The sequence below is a fragment of the Variovorax sp. R-27 genome (assembly GCF_049913215.1).
Lineage (GTDB): Bacteria > Pseudomonadota > Gammaproteobacteria > Burkholderiales > Burkholderiaceae_C > Variovorax.
Genome location: NZ_CP183984.1, coordinates 1,781,886 through 1,797,208, shown reverse-complemented (window position 1 = coordinate 1,797,208; position 15,323 = coordinate 1,781,886). Strand labels below are relative to the sequence as shown.

Here is a 15,323-nt window from a genome sequence, read left to right as displayed (position 1 = left end):
AGATCCATCGGGTGACCAACCCATTATTGCCTCCTGGACGGCTCCCATGACCCAAAACCAATTCGACAAGAAATCCGAAGCCTGGTCGGCCCTTTTCTCCGAACCGATGAGCGACCTGGTGAAGCGCTACACCTCCAGCGTCTTCTTCGACAAGCGCCTGTGGCAGGCCGACATCCAGGGCTCGCTGGCCCATGCCGGCATGCTGGCCGCACAGGGGATCATCGGCGTGCAGGACCACGCCGCCATTGAACGCGGGATGACGCAGATTCGCGCCGAAATCGAATCCGGCGCCTTCGAGTGGAAGCTCGACCTCGAAGACGTGCACCTGAACATCGAGGCCCGCCTGACCCAGCTGGTCGGCGACGCCGGCAAGCGCCTGCACACCGGCCGCAGCCGCAACGACCAGGTCGCCACCGACGTGCGCCTGTGGCTGCGCGGCGAAATCGACCTGATCGGCGACCTGCTGGTCGAGCTGCAGAAGGCGCTGGTCGACATCGCCGAGAAGAACGTCGACGTGATCCTGCCGGGCTTCACCCACCTGCAGGTGGCGCAGCCGGTGAGCTTCGGCCACCACATGCTGGCGTATGTCGAGATGTTCAGCCGCGATGCGGAACGCATGGGCGAGGTGCGCAGGCGCGTCAACCGCCTGCCGCTGGGCGCCGCCGCGCTGGCCGGCACCAGCTACCCGCTGGACCGCGAACTGGTCGCCAAGACGCTGGGCATGGACGGCGTGTGCCAGAACAGCCTGGACGCCGTGAGCGACCGCGACTTCGCCATCGAATTCACCGCTGCCGCCAGCCTGTGCATGGTGCACATCAGCCGCATGAGCGAAGAACTCATCCTGTGGATGAGCCAGAACTTCAGCTTCATCCAGATCGCCGACCGCTTCACCACGGGCTCGTCGATCATGCCGCAGAAGAAGAACCCCGACGTGCCCGAGCTGGCGCGCGGCAAGACCGGCCGCGTGGTCGGCCACCTGATGGCGCTCATCACGCTCATGAAGGGCCAGCCGCTGGCCTACAACAAGGACAACCAGGAAGACAAGGAGCCGCTGTTCGACACCGTCGACACGCTCAAGGACACCCTGCGCATCTTTGCCGAGATGATCGGCGGCATCACCGTGAAGCCCGAGGCCATGGAAATGGCCGCGCTGCGCGGCTATGCCACCGCCACCGACCTGGCCGACTACCTGGTGAAGAAGGGCCTGCCCTTCCGCGACGCGCACGAAACGGTGGCGCATGCCGTCAAGGCCGCCACCTCGCACAAGGTCGACCTGGCCGAGCTGCCGCTGGCCGTGCTGCAGCAGTTCAACCCGGGCATCGAGAAGGACGTGTACGACGTGCTGAGCCTGCGCGGCTCGCTGAACGCACGCAACATCCTGGGCGGCACCGCCCCGGCGCAGGTGAAGGCGCAAGTGGCGCGCCACCGCGCCCGCCTCGGCTGAGCGCGGCAACACCGGCGGCCGCACCGTGTTCTACGCCATCCCGCTCGAGAACAAACCGAGCTGGCGCAACCCACCGTGGATGACGGTGCTGCTGATCCTCCTGAACATGCTCGTGTTCTGGGGGCCGCAGCGCAGTGAAGAGAACACGCGCGAGCGTGCCGCCAACTACTACACGAAGAGCGTGCTGCCCGAACTGGAGCTGCCGCCCTTCGTCGAATGGCTGGAAAAAACCGACCCCAAGCGCGGCAAGCTGGCCCGGCGCATGCTGCCGCACGAAGAGGCCTATCCGCAGCTGCTGGAAGGCCTGCAGAACGACAAGAAGTTCCTGGCAAAGCTGCGGGCTGACGAGGTCATCAAGCCCACGAACCCGCAGTACGGCGAATGGAAGCGCGACCGCCAGCAGTACGAGGCGATGCTGCCGGCGCCCTTCACCGAGCGCTGGTCGCAGGACTACAACAAGGACGCCGAGTTCAAGCCCTGGACCTGGATCACCGCCGCCTTCCTGCACGGCAGCACCGGCCACCTGCTGGGCAACATGCTGTTCCTCTTCCTCTTCGGCTTCTCGGTCGAGCTGGCGCTGGGGCGCGGCACCTACCTGACGTTCTATCTGCTGGGCGCCGTCGGCTCCTCCCTGCTGGCCGGCTGGGCCTATGCCGGCAAGGAGGGCTACGGGCTCGGCGCCTCGGGCGCCATCTCGGCGCTGATGGGCATGTACGCGGTGATGTACCGGCTGCGGCGCATCCGCTTCTTCTACCAGCTGTTCTTCTATTTCAACTACGTCACCGCACCGGCCTTGCTGCTGCTGCCGGCCTGGATCGTCAACGAGCTGATGCAGCACTGGCTGGGCGGCCAGGGCATCGCCTACATGGCCCACCTGGGCGGCCTGCTGACCGGCGCTGCGCTGATGACCGGCGCCATGCTGCTGGGCCGCGTGAAAACGCCCGAAACCGTCAAGTCGGAAATGACGAACGACGACGACCACTTCGATGCGCACGTGGCAGCCGCACGCCGGCTGGCCGCCGCAATGAAGTTCGAGCCCGCCTGCGCCGAGTGGCGCGCCGCCGCCGCCCTGCGCCCCAACGACGCCGACACGCTGCGCGCCTGGTTCAACACCGCGCGGCTGCAGCCCGCGAGCGACGACTTCCACCAGGCCGCGCGCCGCATCTTCCGCCTGCCCGGCACCGACCCCGAAACGATTGCGCTGCAACACGCCAGCTACAAGACCTACCTCGACCAGGCCAAGCCTGGCCTGCGCCTGAAGCCCGACGACATGGCCCGGCTCGCGCGCCGCTTCGCCCGCATCCGCGAGTTCGGCGATGCCGACATGCTGTGCCGCATCCTGCTGAAGACCGCGCCCGACCATCCGCAGCTGGCCGACACGCTCTCCGTGTGTGCGAACGGGTTGCTGCATGCCGGTGAACGCGAAAAGGCATTGGGCCTGTTGCCGCACCTGCTGCGGCTGGCGCCGAACGACATGGTGACGCGCGCCCTGCAGCGCGCCTGACAAGCGCCTGAGCGGGCGTCAGCCGCCCGGCATCGGCTCTTCGAAATTCGACAGCAGCCGCGCCCGGCCAGCCAGCACATGGCGTTCGGCGGCAGAGCGCGCACGCGCGCGGTTCGACGCCACGATCGCCTCGAAGATCGCGCGGTGCTCGATGTTCGAGCGGCGCATGTTGCCCGGTGCGTTGAAGTACTTGCGCCGCACCAGGTGCAGCTCCTTCACGTAATCGTCGTAGGCCTGATGGGCGCGACGGTTGTTCGACAGCGTGAGGATCAGCGCGTGGAACTGCAGGTTCAGCTCGTAGTAGAGCGTGCCGTCTTCCGCGTCGCAGGCGGCGTCCATCGCAGACAGCAACGACTCGAACTGCTTCTTGTGCTCTTCGGTGAGGTGCTCGCAGGCGCGGTCGGCGGCATAGCCGAACACCAGTGCGCGCATCTCGTAGATCTCCAGCATCTCGCGCAGCGAAAGCTGCCGCACGTACACGCCGCGGTTGGTTACCGCATTGACGATGCCCAGCCCCGCCAGCACCTTGATGGCCTCGCGGATCGGTCCGCGGCTGGTGCCCATGCGCAGTGCCAGCGCCGCCTCGTTGAGCCGCTCCCCCGGCTTGAACTCCCCGGTGTAGATCAACTGCTTGAGTTCATTGACGATGGCATCCGACAGTGCGGAACCACGGGTGCTGGAAGATGGCGGAGGCATGCGGCAATCCTAACTTCAGACCAACAGCGCTCCGCCCAGCCTCGCCCCGGCCGGCGGCTAGTCGACCTTGACGTTCGCGCTCTTCACCAGCTTCACCCAGAACTTGCCGTCCTCCGCCAGGAAGCTGCCGAACGCCTCGGGCGACGCGGAGACCGACACCTCGGTGCCGTCTCGCGCCAGCGAGGCCTTGACCGAAGGCTGCTGCATCGCGGTGACGGTCGCGTCGTAGATCTTCTTCACCACGGCCGGCGGCGTGCCGGCGGGCACGAACATGCCGTACCAGAACTCGAGGTGGTAGTCGGGCAGGCCCGCCTCCTTCATGCCCGGCAGCCCGGGCACCAGCGGCGAGCGCTCGCGCGTGCTGACGGCCAGCGCGAGCAGCTTGCCGCCGCTGGCCATGGGCAGCACCGAGGGCGAGGTGCCGAAGGTCAGCTGCGTGTCGCCCGCCATCACCGACTGGATCGCCAGGCTGCCGCCCCGGTAGGGAATGTGCGTCATCTCGGCACCGGTGATCTGGCCGAACAGCGCCGCGCCCAGGTGCGGCGCCGAGCCGTTGCCAGAAGTCGAGTAGTTGAGCTTGCCCGGGTCCTTCTTCGCCGCCGCGACAAGGTCGGCCACCGAGCGGATGCCGGTCGCGGGGTTGACGGCCAGCACCAGCGGCGAGGTGGTGATCTTGGTAACGGGCGCGAGGTCGCGCGCCGAGTAGGCCAGCCTGGGGTTGAGCGCCGGGTTCACCGAGATGCTGCTCGGGCTTGCGATCAGCAGCGTGTAGCCGTCGGGCGGTGCCTTGGCCACGATTTCCGCGGCAATGCTCGAGCCGTTGCCGGGCTTGTTGTCGATCACCACCGGCTGCCCGAGCGCCCTGGCGAAGGCATCGCCCATCGCGCGGGCCACATAGTCGGCCGCGCCGCCCGGGGCGAAGCCGATCACGAGGCGCACCGGCTTGCTCGGGTAGTCCGCCGGTTGCGCCCAGCCGGTACTCGCGAAGGCGCACAGCCCGAGGGTCATGACGAGGTTTCTGGTGTTCATGCGCTTGTCTCCTTCATTGTGTTTTTCGTCGCGCGCTTCGGGACGGATCGATCAGCCCGCGGGCGGCATTCGCAGCACGATCTTTCCGACATGGCCGCCGGCTTCCATCCGGTCCTTCGCTTCCTGCAGCCTGGCGAAGTCGAAGACGCGGTCGACGTGCGGCTTGATCCGCCCCGCGGCAATGTGCGGCAGCACGTCGGCCACGAAGGCGGGCAGCGCCGCTGCGCGCTGCGCCTTGCTGCGCAGCTTGTTGGACACGCCGAACACGGCCAGCCGCTTCGCATGCAGGGCCGCCAGGTCGAGCTCGGCCTTCACCACGCCGTCGACATAGCCGACGGTGGCGAGCCGGCCTTCGAAGGCCATGGCGCGGATGTTTTCCGCGAACACCGTGCCGCCGACGGTGTTGATGACGATGTCGGCGCCGTGGTCCTGCGTCACCTCCAGCACGGCGGCCGCGAAGTCGGGTGTGCGCGTGCAGATCGCGACATCGAGCCCCAGGCTTTGCAGCAGCGCCAGCTTGTCGGCCGAGCCCGAGGTGCCGATCACCTTGGCGCCGAGCGCCTTGGCAAGTTGAAGCGAAGCCACGCCCACGCCGGAAGACACGCCGTTGATCAGCACCCAGTCGCCCGCGCGCAGCCGGCCTTGCAGCACGAGCATGTCGTACGACACCAGGAAGGTCAGCGCGACGCTGGCGGCCTCTTCCCACGACAGGCTGGACGGCATGGCCATCGCCTCGATGTCTTCCATCAGCGCGTATTCGGCAAAAGCCCCTGCGCAGCGGCCCATCACCCGGTCGCCCGCGCGAAAGCGCGTGACCTCCGCACCCACGGCAACGACCTCGCCGGCCCCCTCCCCGCCGATCGCCTTCCAGCCCCCGGCCTGGCCGTGCAGGCCATGGCCCGACACGAACTCACCGCGGTTGAGCGACGCGGCCCGCATGCGCACCAGCAGCTGGTTCGCTCCCGGCTGCGGCACGGCCGTGTCGCGTATTTCGAGGACCGTGGCCTCGTCGCTCATCTGCATCCTGTACGACTGCATGGTGTTTGTCTCCTTGCTTCTTCTCAGCGTCCGGTGAAGACCGGCTTGCGCTTCTGCATGAAGGCGGTGCGGCCTTCGGTGTAGTCGGCGCTTTCGAAGCAGCCGCGAATCAGCGAATTGCACAGCGCCAGGTCAAGTTCCGGCGAGGGCTTGAGGATCTCGCGCGTGATCGCCTTGCCCGCCGCAATGGTGAGCGGCGCGTTCTCCGCCATCGCGCCGGTGTATTCGGCGAGCAGCTTGTCCAGTGCGTCCGGCGCGCTCACGCGCGTTACCAGGCCGAGCGACCTGGCTTCGGCTGCGTCGATGCGGCGGGCCGTGAAGAACAGGTCTTTCGCTGCGCCGGGGCCGATCAGGTCGACCAGGTTCTTCATCGCCGAGTAGCGGTAGCCCAGGCCGAGGCGCGCCGCCGGAATGGAGAACACCGCGTCCTGCGCCGCGATGCGGATGTCGCAGCTGATCGCCACGTTCACGCCGCCGCCGATGCAGTAGCCGCGGATGCAGGCGAGCGTGGGCTTGGGAAAGTCGTGGATGCTCATCAGCGCGTCTTCGGCCATGGCCTCGTAGCGGGCCACGGCCTCGCGCGCCGCGCGCATGTCCTCGAACTGCGAGATGTCGGCGCCCGAGACGAAGGCCTTCTCGCCCGCGCCCGAGAAGACGACCAGGCGCACACGGTCGTCGTCCTGCGCCACGCGCAGCAGCTGCGGCACAGCCTCCCACATGTCGACCGACAGCGCGTTGTGCCGCGCGGGGTTGTTGAAGCGGATGTGCAGCGTGCTGGCGTCGAGCCAGGTCTGCACGCGTTCAGTGCTGGATGCGTAGGTGGGGTTGGTCATGCTCTTCTCTTCAATAGACTCCGGTCGCCTTCATTCGGGCAAGCTCGTCCGGGCCGAGGCCCAGTTCGCCGAGGACTTCTTCCGTGTGTTCACCTCGCCGCGGCGCTGCGCGGGCGATGGTGCTGGGCGTGCGTTCGAGCTGCATCGGCTGGCCGACCAGCCGCTGCGGGCCGAGGCGCGCCGAGACCACGTCCTTGACCATGCCGAGGTGCCGGATCTGCGGCTCCTCGAACACTTCGCGCATGTCGCTGATGAGGCCGCAGGCCACGCCGCCGGCATTGAACTGCTCGATCCAGTGGCTGCGGTCCTGCGCGGCCAGCCGGTGGTTGATCTCGGCGTTGAGCGTGTCGCGGTTGACGGAGCGCGAGGCCTTGTCGTGATAGCGCGGGTCTTCGATCCATTCCGGCGCGCCGAGGATCTGGCAGAAGCGCTCCCAGATCTTCGAGCCGAAGACGGCGATGTTGAGGTAGCCGTCGCGTGCCTTGTAGACGCCGGTCGGGATGCTGGTCGGGTGGAAGTTGCCCGCCTGCGTGCCGACTTCGCCGTCGATCAGGTAGCGCGAGGTCTGGAAATCCATCATGTAGACCATCGCCTCCAGCAGCGAGGTGTGCAGCCACTGGCCGCGGCCCGATGCTTCGCGCTCCAGCAGCGCGACGAGGATGCCCTGCGCCGCGAAGATGCCCGCGCAAAGGTCGGCAATCGGGATGCCGACGCGCACCGGGCCGTCGCCCGGCAGGCCGGTCACCGACATCAGGCCGCCCATGCCCTGCGCGATCTGGTCGAAGCCGGGGCGCTTGGCAAGCGGGCCGCTCTGGCCGAAGCCCGAGATGCTGGCGTAGACCAGGCCCGGGTTGTCGGCCGAGAGCGTTTCGTAGTCGATGCCCAGGCGGAACTTCACGTCGGGCCTGAAGTTCTCGACCACCACGTCGGCACTGGCGATCAGGCGCTTCAGGGTGGCGACGCCCTCTTCTTCCTTCAGGTTGAGCGTGATCGAGCGCTTGTTGCGGTGGGTGTACTGGTAGTCGGAGCCGTCCTGCCCGCCAAGCGTGTCGTCGCCGCGCATGTGCTCGGGCATCTGCACCTGGATCACGTCGGCGCCCCAGTCGGCGAGCTGCCTGCAGGCCGTGGGCCCGGCGCGCACCTGGGTCAGGTCGATGACGCGAAAGCGTTGCAGGGCGGAAGAGGCAGGCAGATGGGGCATGCGGGCTCGATGAAGAAGGACCTTGAACGGGCCAGATTGTTTTCATCGACAACCAAAAGTGTCAACACTTTTATATAAACAGTGGACATTAAATGCGGCAATCGTATACGATATTCCGGCAAACAAAGGATCTCCGCATGCTGCCCTGGCTCGCCGAACAGGCCTCCGATCACCTCTCGACCGTGCGCGACACCCCGCTCGCAAAGCTGGTGCGAGACGACATGCTGGCGATGATCCTGCGGGGCGAATTGAAGACCGGCCAGCGCATCAACGAGCCCGACGTTGCCGCCCGGCTCGGCGTTTCGCGGGTGCCGGTGCGCGAGGCCCTGCGCGAACTAGAAAGCACCGGACTCGTGGTCGCGCGCAAGCACGCCGGCGTCTTCGTGCGCGAGCCGACCAGCGACGAAGTGCACGACCTCTACGAGATGCGCGGCCTGCTCGACGGCTTTGCCGGGCGCCGCGCGGCGCGGCTGGCCGAGCCGGAACGCATCGCGCTGGCCGATGTGCTCGACGCCTCCATCGCCGCCATGAACGCGGCCTTTGCCGCCCACGACGTGCAGCGCTACTACCGCGAGAACCTCGCCTTCCACTGGGCCATCGTCGAGGCGGCGGGCAACCACGCGCTGGCCCAGACCTACCGGACGATCGTGCAGAAGCTGCACCTGTCGCGCCTGAAGAACCTCTCGCAGGACATGGGCATGCGCGCGTCGATCGCCGAGCACACGCGCATTGCCCGCGCGCTGCGCAAGGGCGACATCGCCCGCTGCGAAGACCTCATGGCGCGCCACGTGAGCGACGCCTACGACCGCCTGCAGAGCCGTCGCCACTGAACGCGCGGCGCAGCCGCTCTTGCCCGAACAACTACCAGGAGACATTCATGCAACGCCGCGCCTTCACACTGGCCATTCCTACTTCCGCATTCCTCGGGATGCACGGTCTTGCGCGTGCGCAGGACTTTCCGAACAAGCCCATCCGCTACATCGTGCCGGTCGCGGCCGGCGGCGGCAGCGACATGGTGGGCCGCACCGTCACCGAGCGCTGGGGCAAGCTGCTCAACCAGACCTTCATCGTCGACAACCAGGGCGGCGGAGGCGGTGTGATCGCCTCGCAGAACACGGCCCGCGCCCCGGCCGACGGCTACACGCTGATGCAGGGCTACGTCGCCACGCACGGCACCAGCCCCGCGACGCGCCAGGTGCCCTACGACCCGGTCAAGGACTTCACGCCGATCGGCATGATCGGCGGCACGCCCAACGTGTTGGTGGCCAACGCCGACCTGCCGGCCAAGGACTTCAGGCAGTTCGTCGAGTACGCGAAGGCCAACGCAGGCAAGCTCAGCTATGGCTCGGCCGGTGCGGGCTCGCTGACGCACCTGACGATGGAGCTCTTCAAGCAGCAGACCGACCTGCAGATGACGCACGTGCCGTATCGCGGCGTGGCGCCAGCCTTCAACGACCTGATGGGTGGCCAGACGCAGGCCATGTTCCCCGGCCTGGCCGCGGCAATGCCGCACATCAAGTCGGGCCGCGTGCGTCCGCTGGCAGTGACCGGCAAGGCGCGCCATCCGCAGATCAAGGACGTGCCCACGCTCGAGGAGCTGGGCTTGAAAGGCTTCGACGCGATGCAGTGGTACGGCGTGGTCGGTCCGGCCAACATACCGCCCGCGGTCGTGAAGCTGCTCAACGACACGCTCAACACCGTGCTCAAGGCGCCCGATCTCAGCGAGAAGCTGGCGATCGAGGCCGTCGAGCCCATGCCCATGAGCGCGCAGCAGTTCGGCGACTACATCCGCGCCGACGTCGCGCGATGGACCCAGCTCGCGCGCGACCGCAAGATCGAGCTCACGACCTGAAGCCCGCCTCTTTTCCCCCTCCCAGCTATCCACCAAAGGCTTTCACACACATGGCCCGCAATACCCAGGTCGCCGCAGACCACAACGCACCTCCCATCACCCGCATCCTTGCCGAGTACGTCGCGGGCCATGCCTCGCGCGGCTGGAGCGACGCGGTGGACCATGAGGCGCACCGCACCTTCCTCAACTGGCTGGGCTGCGCCGTGGGCGCCGCGCGGCACGAAGCCGTCGAGGCCGCGCTGGCCGCCGTGCAGGTGCTGCAGCCCGCACCGCAGGCCACCGTGCTCGGCCGCACGGAGAAAGTCGACATCGCGAACGCGGCGCTGCTCAACGGCATCAGCTCGCACACCTTCGATTTCGACGACACGCACCTGAAGACCATCATCCACCCCGCCGGCCCGGTGGCCTCCGCCGTGCTGGCGCTGGCCGAGCACACGGGCGCGAGCGGCCGCGCGGTGCTCGATGCGCTGGTGCTGGGCATCGACGTTGCCTGCCGCCTGGGCAACACCGTCTACCCCGAGCACTACGACCGCGGCTGGCACATCACCGGCACCACGGGCATGTTCGGCGCGGCGGCGGGTTGCACGCGCCTGCTCGGGCTGGATGCGAACCGCACGGCGATGGCGCTCAGCATTGCCGCGTCGCAGCCGGTCGGCCTGCGCGAGCAGTTCGGCACCATGACCAAGCCATTCCATCCGGGCGGCGCGGCGCGCGCCGGCCTGATGGCCGCGCTGATGGCCCGGCACGGCTACACCGCGAGCCCGAAGGCGATCGAGGCGCCGCGCGGCTGGGCGCAGGTGGTGTCGACCAGGTACGCATGGAACGAAGTCACCGACGAGCTCGGCGAGCGTTTCGAGATTTCGTTCAACAGCTACAAGCCCTTTGCCTGCGGCATCGTGATCCACCCGAGCATCGACGCCTGCGTGCAGCTGCGCGAGCGCGGCATTGCACCGGAGCAGATCGAGCGCATCGAGCTCAAGGTGCACTCGCTGGTGCTCGAACTCACGGGCAAGAAGGAGCCGGCCGACGGGCTGCAAGGCAAGTTCAGCGTGTACCACGGGTGCGCGGCCGGCCTGCTGTTCGGCCGCGCGGCCGAAGAAGAATTCGCCGACGACATCGTGACGCGGCCCGACGTGGTCGCCCTGCGCCGCAAGGTCGTGGCCACGGTCGACGACAGCATCGACGAGGCCAGCGCCGACGTGACCGCGGTGCTGACCGATGGCCGCCGCGAGCACGTGTTCATCGAGCACGCCATCGGCTCGCTGCAACGCCCCATGAGCGACGCGGACCTGGAGCGCAAGTTCCACGGGCTGTCGAACGGCATCCTGGGCGCGCAACGCACGAGCGAGCTTCTTGCAGCCTGCTGGTCGCTGGGCACTGCCGCCGATGTGCGCAGCCTTGTGGCGCTGGCCCGGCCCTAGTACGGAGAACGGAGACCCGCATGAAACCGTCCGACCTCTCCCACGCCATCGACCGCCGCGCCTTCTGCGCCGCGGGCGGACTCCTGCTGGCGGGCTGCGCCGGCACCAAGGCCAGCTCGCAGGCGACCGCGGCGGCGGAGCTCGGCGGCACCGGCAAGCTGCGCGCCGCCATCAACTTCGGCAACCCGATCCTCGCCAGCCGCGGCGCGGGTGGCGTGCCGAGCGGCGTCTCGGTGGACCTTGCGCGCGAGGCGGCGCGCCGCCTCGGCCTGGCCGTCGAGCTGGTGCAGTTCAACTCCGCCGGCAACGTGGTCGAAGCGGTCAAGGCGCGGCAGGTCGACATGGCCTTTGTCGCCATCGACCCGGTGCGCGCGGCGGACATGGAATACACCGCGCCCTACGTGATCATCGAAGGCGCCTACCTGGTTCGCAACGGCTCGCCGCTGCAGCGCAACGCCGATGTCGACCGTGCGGGAACCCGCGTCGCGGTGGGTCGCGGCAGCGCCTACGACCTGTTCCTCACGCGCGAGCTGAAGGCCGCCACGCTGGTACGCGCACCGACCTCGCCCGAGGTCACGAACCAGTTCCTGGCCCAGAACCTCGACGTGGCCGCCGGCGTGAAGCAGCAGTTGGAAGCGGATGCCGCGCGAATGGGCGGCGTGCGCCTGCTGCCGGGCCGCTTCATGGTGATCGAGCAGGCCATGGGCGTGTCGAAGGGCCGGCTCGCTGCGCAGGCGTGGCTCAGCGATTTCATCGAGGAGATGAAGGCATCAGGCTTCGTTGGCGAGGCGCTGAAACGGCACGGCATCGAGGGCGCTGCCGTTGCGCCCCGTAGCAGCGCCGCGCGCTAGGCCGCCGGGGTCGGCCGCAGCAACCAGCGCACTTCCTGCGTCTGCTCGCTGTCGGGGTAGCGCGACTCCATCGTCGTCAGGATGGGCTGCGCCATGTCGGCCCGGCCCAGCCCCTGCACCAGCGCGCGGGCAGCCAGCTCGTAGGCCTGCGGAATCGCCTCGCTGCCGCGAAAGCGCTTGTCGAAGCCCGACAGCAGTGCCAGCGTGGCGTGCGCATCGCCGTTGCGCCATTCGGCGCGCGCCATCGCGATCACCATGACGGCATCGTCGAGCGCGAAGGCCTTGTCCTTTTCCTTGCAGACCTTGAAGACCTTGAGCGCCTCCGAGGCCAGGTCGCGCCGCATCAGCAGCGGGATGAAGCGCCGCGCCTGATCGAGCATCGTGTCCTTCTTGTCGGGCATCAGCGCCAGCACGCGGTGGTAGCGGCGCTGCGCCGCGAGGTCGTCGGACGCGGCCGTGCGCTGGGCCTCGTAGGCCGAGCCCAATGCGGCCGCGAGGTCGCCCTCGGTGATCAGCTGCGCCACTTCTGCGTCCATGCGCTGCGCGGCGATCTGCTCGGGCGTGCGGCGGTCGACCGTGGCGCCGTCGCCCAGCTCGCTGCCCGGCACGGCGTCGAAGCCGAAGGCGTCGTGGTGCTGGAACATCACGTAGCCCAGCAGGCTCGCCATGACCCAGCCGAAGTAGATGAAGGCGAAGTTGATCACCGGCAGCGCGATGCGCCCGTCGAACATCGGCAGCAGCATCGACAGCGCCACCTGCGCGCCCGTGCTCAGCAGGAACAGGAAGAAGCACAGCAGCGCATACGGCCAGCCGATGATGCGCATCGCGTCCATCACGTTGCCGGGGTTCATCGCCTGGAAGAAGCTGGCCGACTGCACCAGCACGATCACCGCCGCCGGGAACGTGAACGACATGACGAACAGCCCCACCGTGCCGAGGATCGGCGCGTACCAGGCAAGCCAGCCGATGAGAAAGGCCTGCACCATCGTGATCGCGAACAGCTTCCACGGCAGGTAGGTCCAGTCGTCGCTGGACTCGCGGCCGAAGTCCGCCGAATCGCGGATGCCGCGCGCGCCCAGCGCAATGATCTTGAAGCCGTAGCGGCTGGCCGCCAGCATGATGCCGACCTCGATGACGAAGAGCGCCAGCGCGTCGGGCAGGAAGAAGATCGCGTCGAAGAACAGGCTGCAGAACGACAGCAGCAGCCCGTAGGCCAGCGGCCGCATTTGGAACGGAAAGGCGAAGAAGCTGTTCAGGCGGTGCCAGAACGGCGGTGGCGGCGGCGCCGCATCCTTGACGACGATCATGGCAACGACCCCCTGTTTTTATGGATTCGCTTACTTGCGGAAGAAATCGCTCTGGCTCATGGCGCCCCGGCCGCCCAGGCGCACCACGGTGGCCTCTTCGGCATGCACCAGGCGCATCTGGCCCAACTCACTCTCCAGACGCTGCGTGAAGCTGGTCTTGAGCTGAATGACCGACTCGCCCATCTGCAGCACGCTGGTGCCCTTGACGATGGCGCTCTTGCGGTTGGGCGCCACTTCGACGGAATCGATGTGGTAGTCGTAGTCGAGGGTGAGGATGCCGCCCATCTGGTCGCCGACGCGGCGCAGGATCTCGAAGGTCTTGTGCTGCGCCTCGCAGGCCTCGTCACGGTTGTGCGAGGTCTCTTCCGTGCGGCCCATCATGGTCGTCTTGCTGTCGATGACGGCCTTGCGGCTGAGCTGCTTGCACAGCTTGTCGGCGTCGCGGGCGGCAATGGCGCGCGCTTCCTTCTGGTAGTAGTCGCGCACCATCGGCTCGTCGAGCTTGCGACCGCCGATAAAGAAATACCACGCGCCCACGCAGAGCACGATCGCAATCGCAATTTGCTTCATTTCCCCGCTCGCGCGTGTGCGCGTCCCTCTAAATTTTGCGGGCAGTATACGTTGCCGAATGTTTCCTAAAGACTGCATTCGGCCCCAAATCGGGCCTGCGGCATGAATCCGGCCACCCGGGCGCCCCGTATATCTGGCATGTGCATCGATGCCCCACAATCCGCGGATGCCAGCTCCCAGCCCCGACGCCGAACTGATGGCGCTGATCGACCGCATCGGCCATCGCGACGAAGCCGCCCTGCGCCAGCTCTACGACCGCACCTCGCCCAGGCTGATGGGCCTGGCGATGCGCGTCGTGCGGCAGCGCGAATGGGCCGAGGACGTGCTCCAGGAGGCCTTCCTGACTGTCTGGCGAGTCGCCGGCGACTATCGCGCCTCGCTCAGCCCGCCGCTCGCATGGCTCGGGCTGATCGTGCGCAGCCGGGCGCTCGACCTGCTGCGCCGCCGCACCGCCGACCGCGCCCAGCTGACCCAGGAATTCGACGAGCTCATGGCCGACCAGCTCGAATCGGACGCGCCCAACCCGGCCGACACCGCCGATGCGAGCGAGCAGGCCTGGGCGCTGCACCAGTGCCTGAGCCAGCTAGAGGGCCGCCAGCGCGAGGTGGTCAGCCTGGCCTACCTGCGCGACATGAGCCACGGCGAGCTGGCCGAGCAACTGAAGCTGCCGCTCGGCACGGTCAAGACGTGGATCCGGCGCGGGCTGGAAAAGCTGCGCGTCTGCATGGGGCGCTTTGCGTGAGAGCGACGATGAACAAGGCAGCCTCCCAATGAACCTCATCGCCCACCCCGAACTGCTCGAACTGCTGGCCGCAAGCCATGCGCTCGGCACCCTGCGCGGCGGCGCCCGTCGCCGCTTCGAAGCCCTGGCCCGCGAACAGGCGCCGGTGCGCGCCGCCGCGCTGGTCTGGCAAGGCCGGCTCGCGGGCATGACCGAGCTGCAAACCTCGATCGCGCCCGACCCGGCCGTGTGGACCCGCATCCGCAACATGATCGACGCCGAGCAGTCGGCACTCGCCATCGAACGGCAACGCGATGCCGCCAATGCCAGGGCCGACAGCGAGCCGCGCCAAGGCGGCTGGCTGCGCAGCCTCACGCTGTGGCGCGGCGCCACCGCCGCCGGCGCGCTGGCCACGGTGCTGGCCGTGGCGGTCGGCCTGAACCTGCGCGACCAGCTGCACAACGCCCCGGCGGTGCAGTACGTGGCCGTGCTGAGCGACGACAAGGACGCAGCCTCGATGCTCGTGACCTTCGACCCCAAGAAAAAGCAGCTGGTGCTTCAACGCGTGGGCGGCTTCAATGAAGGCAACGACAAGTCGCTGCAGCTCTGGGCCCTGCCGCCGGGCGGCGCGCCGCGATCGCTGGGTGTGCTCGACAACGCCCCGGGCCTGCGCCTCGCGGCATCGGAGTCCGACGTGCATGCCGTGCCTGCGCTGGCCATCACGCTCGAAGCCAAGGGCGGCGTCCCGCCGGGTAGCGGGCCGAAAGGACCGGTCCTGTTCAAGGGCGCGCTCATCGAGAAAACCATCTAGGCGGGACCCGGCTGTCAACGGTCACGGCCACTGGAGCGTCGTGAT

The 15,323-nt window shown here is 68.0% G+C and carries 15 protein-coding genes; 8 read left to right on the top strand and 7 right to left on the bottom strand.

Features of this window, described 5'->3' with window-relative positions:
- Positions 1–46: 46 nt before the first annotated feature.
- Positions 47–1,444, top strand: a complete 1,398-nt coding sequence (argH, locus tag ACN9MV_RS08105) for an argininosuccinate lyase (protein WP_093172212.1) — start codon at positions 47–49, stop codon at positions 1,442–1,444.
- A gap of 25 nt (positions 1,445–1,469) precedes the next feature.
- Positions 1,470–2,948 carry a rhomboid family intramembrane serine protease gene (locus ACN9MV_RS08100; protein ID WP_093172214.1) on the top strand — a complete coding sequence of 493 codons (1,479 nt, stop codon included), beginning with the start codon at positions 1,470–1,472 and terminating at the stop codon, positions 2,946–2,948.
- A gap of 18 nt (positions 2,949–2,966) precedes the next feature.
- Here the strand turns inward: ACN9MV_RS08100 and ACN9MV_RS08095 are convergent, their stop codons facing one another.
- Genes ACN9MV_RS08095 through ACN9MV_RS08075 form a run of 5 tightly spaced genes read right to left on the bottom strand, consistent with a single transcriptional unit; the run spans position 2,967 to position 7,745 of the window.
- Positions 2,967–3,644 carry a GntR family transcriptional regulator gene (locus tag ACN9MV_RS08095; protein WP_093075625.1) on the bottom strand — a complete coding sequence of 226 codons (678 nt, stop codon included), beginning with the start codon at positions 3,642–3,644 and terminating at the stop codon, positions 2,967–2,969.
- 57 nt (positions 3,645–3,701) lie between these two features.
- Entirely contained in the window at positions 3,702–4,673 is a 972-nt protein-coding gene (locus tag ACN9MV_RS08090) for a Bug family tripartite tricarboxylate transporter substrate binding protein (RefSeq protein WP_426391793.1), read from the bottom strand.
- A gap of 51 nt (positions 4,674–4,724) precedes the next feature.
- Positions 4,725–5,711 carry a zinc-binding dehydrogenase gene (locus ACN9MV_RS08085; protein WP_426391792.1) on the bottom strand — a complete coding sequence of 329 codons (987 nt, stop codon included), beginning with the start codon at positions 5,709–5,711 and terminating at the stop codon, positions 4,725–4,727.
- Between the two features lie 23 nt (positions 5,712–5,734).
- Complete coding sequence (locus tag ACN9MV_RS08080; RefSeq protein WP_426391791.1) at positions 5,735–6,544, bottom strand: enoyl-CoA hydratase; 810 nt, start codon at positions 6,542–6,544, stop codon at positions 5,735–5,737.
- A 10-nt stretch (positions 6,545–6,554) separates the two neighbouring features.
- Complete coding sequence (locus tag ACN9MV_RS08075; protein ID WP_093049311.1) at positions 6,555–7,745, bottom strand: CaiB/BaiF CoA transferase family protein; 1,191 nt, start codon at positions 7,743–7,745, stop codon at positions 6,555–6,557.
- Positions 7,746–7,882: 137 nt separating this feature from the next.
- On the opposite strand from ACN9MV_RS08075, the gene ACN9MV_RS08070 reads away from it, so the two are divergent.
- From ACN9MV_RS08070 to ACN9MV_RS08055, 4 genes are read left to right on the top strand one after another with little or no spacing between them, the layout of a single operon-like run.
- Positions 7,883–8,575, top strand: coding sequence for a GntR family transcriptional regulator (locus ACN9MV_RS08070; protein WP_093075633.1), 693 nt, complete (start codon positions 7,883–7,885; stop codon positions 8,573–8,575).
- A gap of 47 nt (positions 8,576–8,622) precedes the next feature.
- Positions 8,623–9,597: a Bug family tripartite tricarboxylate transporter substrate binding protein gene (locus tag ACN9MV_RS08065; RefSeq protein WP_426391790.1), complete on the top strand. Its 975-nt coding sequence runs from the start codon at positions 8,623–8,625 to the stop codon at positions 9,595–9,597.
- Between the two features lie 50 nt (positions 9,598–9,647).
- Complete coding sequence (locus ACN9MV_RS08060; RefSeq protein WP_426391789.1) at positions 9,648–11,018, top strand: MmgE/PrpD family protein; 1,371 nt, start codon at positions 9,648–9,650, stop codon at positions 11,016–11,018.
- A gap of 20 nt (positions 11,019–11,038) precedes the next feature.
- Positions 11,039–11,869, top strand: coding sequence for an ABC transporter substrate-binding protein (locus tag ACN9MV_RS08055; RefSeq protein WP_426391788.1), 831 nt, complete (start codon positions 11,039–11,041; stop codon positions 11,867–11,869).
- Here ACN9MV_RS08055 and ACN9MV_RS08050 read toward each other — a convergent pair.
- Complete coding sequence (locus tag ACN9MV_RS08050; RefSeq protein ID WP_426391787.1) at positions 11,866–13,176, bottom strand: hypothetical protein; 1,311 nt, start codon at positions 13,174–13,176, stop codon at positions 11,866–11,868. The two genes, ACN9MV_RS08055 and ACN9MV_RS08050, sit on opposite strands and share 4 nt — an antisense overlap.
- 30 nt (positions 13,177–13,206) lie before the next feature.
- Positions 13,207–13,746 carry a hypothetical protein gene (locus tag ACN9MV_RS08045; RefSeq protein WP_093049294.1) on the bottom strand — a complete coding sequence of 180 codons (540 nt, stop codon included), beginning with the start codon at positions 13,744–13,746 and terminating at the stop codon, positions 13,207–13,209.
- Positions 13,747–13,912: 166 nt separating this feature from the next.
- On the opposite strand from ACN9MV_RS08045, the gene ACN9MV_RS08040 reads away from it, so the two are divergent.
- A complete protein-coding gene (locus ACN9MV_RS08040; protein WP_371127341.1) occupies positions 13,913–14,488 on the top strand; it encodes an RNA polymerase sigma factor in 576 nt (191 codons plus the stop codon).
- 28 nt (positions 14,489–14,516) lie between these two features.
- Entirely contained in the window at positions 14,517–15,278 is a 762-nt protein-coding gene (locus tag ACN9MV_RS08035; protein WP_426391786.1) for an anti-sigma factor, read from the top strand.
- Positions 15,279–15,323 lie beyond the last annotated feature (45 nt).

Bases quoted from the DNA above. Each gene is read 5' to 3' on its own strand.
- argH (WP_093172212.1), top strand. From the start codon at position 47: ATGACCCAAAACCAATTCGACAAGAAATCCGAAGCCTGGTCGGCCCTT.
- ACN9MV_RS08095 (WP_093075625.1), bottom strand. From the start codon at position 3,644: ATGCCTCCGCCATCTTCCAGCACCCGTGGTTCCGCACTGTCGGATGCC.
- ACN9MV_RS08090 (WP_426391793.1), bottom strand. From the start codon at position 4,673: ATGAACACCAGAAACCTCGTCATGACCCTCGGGCTGTGCGCCTTCGCG.
- ACN9MV_RS08050 (WP_426391787.1), bottom strand. From the start codon at position 13,176: ATGATCGTCGTCAAGGATGCGGCGCCGCCGCCACCGCCGTTCTGGCAC.
- ACN9MV_RS08075 (WP_093049311.1), bottom strand. From the start codon at position 7,745: ATGCCCCATCTGCCTGCCTCTTCCGCCCTGCAACGCTTTCGCGTCATC.
- ACN9MV_RS08040 (WP_371127341.1), top strand. From the start codon at position 13,913: ATGCCAGCTCCCAGCCCCGACGCCGAACTGATGGCGCTGATCGACCGC.
- ACN9MV_RS08045 (WP_093049294.1), bottom strand. From the start codon at position 13,746: ATGAAGCAAATTGCGATTGCGATCGTGCTCTGCGTGGGCGCGTGGTAT.
- ACN9MV_RS08055 (WP_426391788.1), top strand. From the start codon at position 11,039: ATGAAACCGTCCGACCTCTCCCACGCCATCGACCGCCGCGCCTTCTGC.
- ACN9MV_RS08080 (WP_426391791.1), bottom strand. From the start codon at position 6,544: ATGACCAACCCCACCTACGCATCCAGCACTGAACGCGTGCAGACCTGG.
- ACN9MV_RS08035 (WP_426391786.1), top strand. From the start codon at position 14,517: ATGAACCTCATCGCCCACCCCGAACTGCTCGAACTGCTGGCCGCAAGC.
- ACN9MV_RS08070 (WP_093075633.1), top strand. From the start codon at position 7,883: ATGCTGCCCTGGCTCGCCGAACAGGCCTCCGATCACCTCTCGACCGTG.
- ACN9MV_RS08060 (WP_426391789.1), top strand. From the start codon at position 9,648: ATGGCCCGCAATACCCAGGTCGCCGCAGACCACAACGCACCTCCCATC.
- ACN9MV_RS08085 (WP_426391792.1), bottom strand. From the start codon at position 5,711: ATGCAGTCGTACAGGATGCAGATGAGCGACGAGGCCACGGTCCTCGAA.
- ACN9MV_RS08065 (WP_426391790.1), top strand. From the start codon at position 8,623: ATGCAACGCCGCGCCTTCACACTGGCCATTCCTACTTCCGCATTCCTC.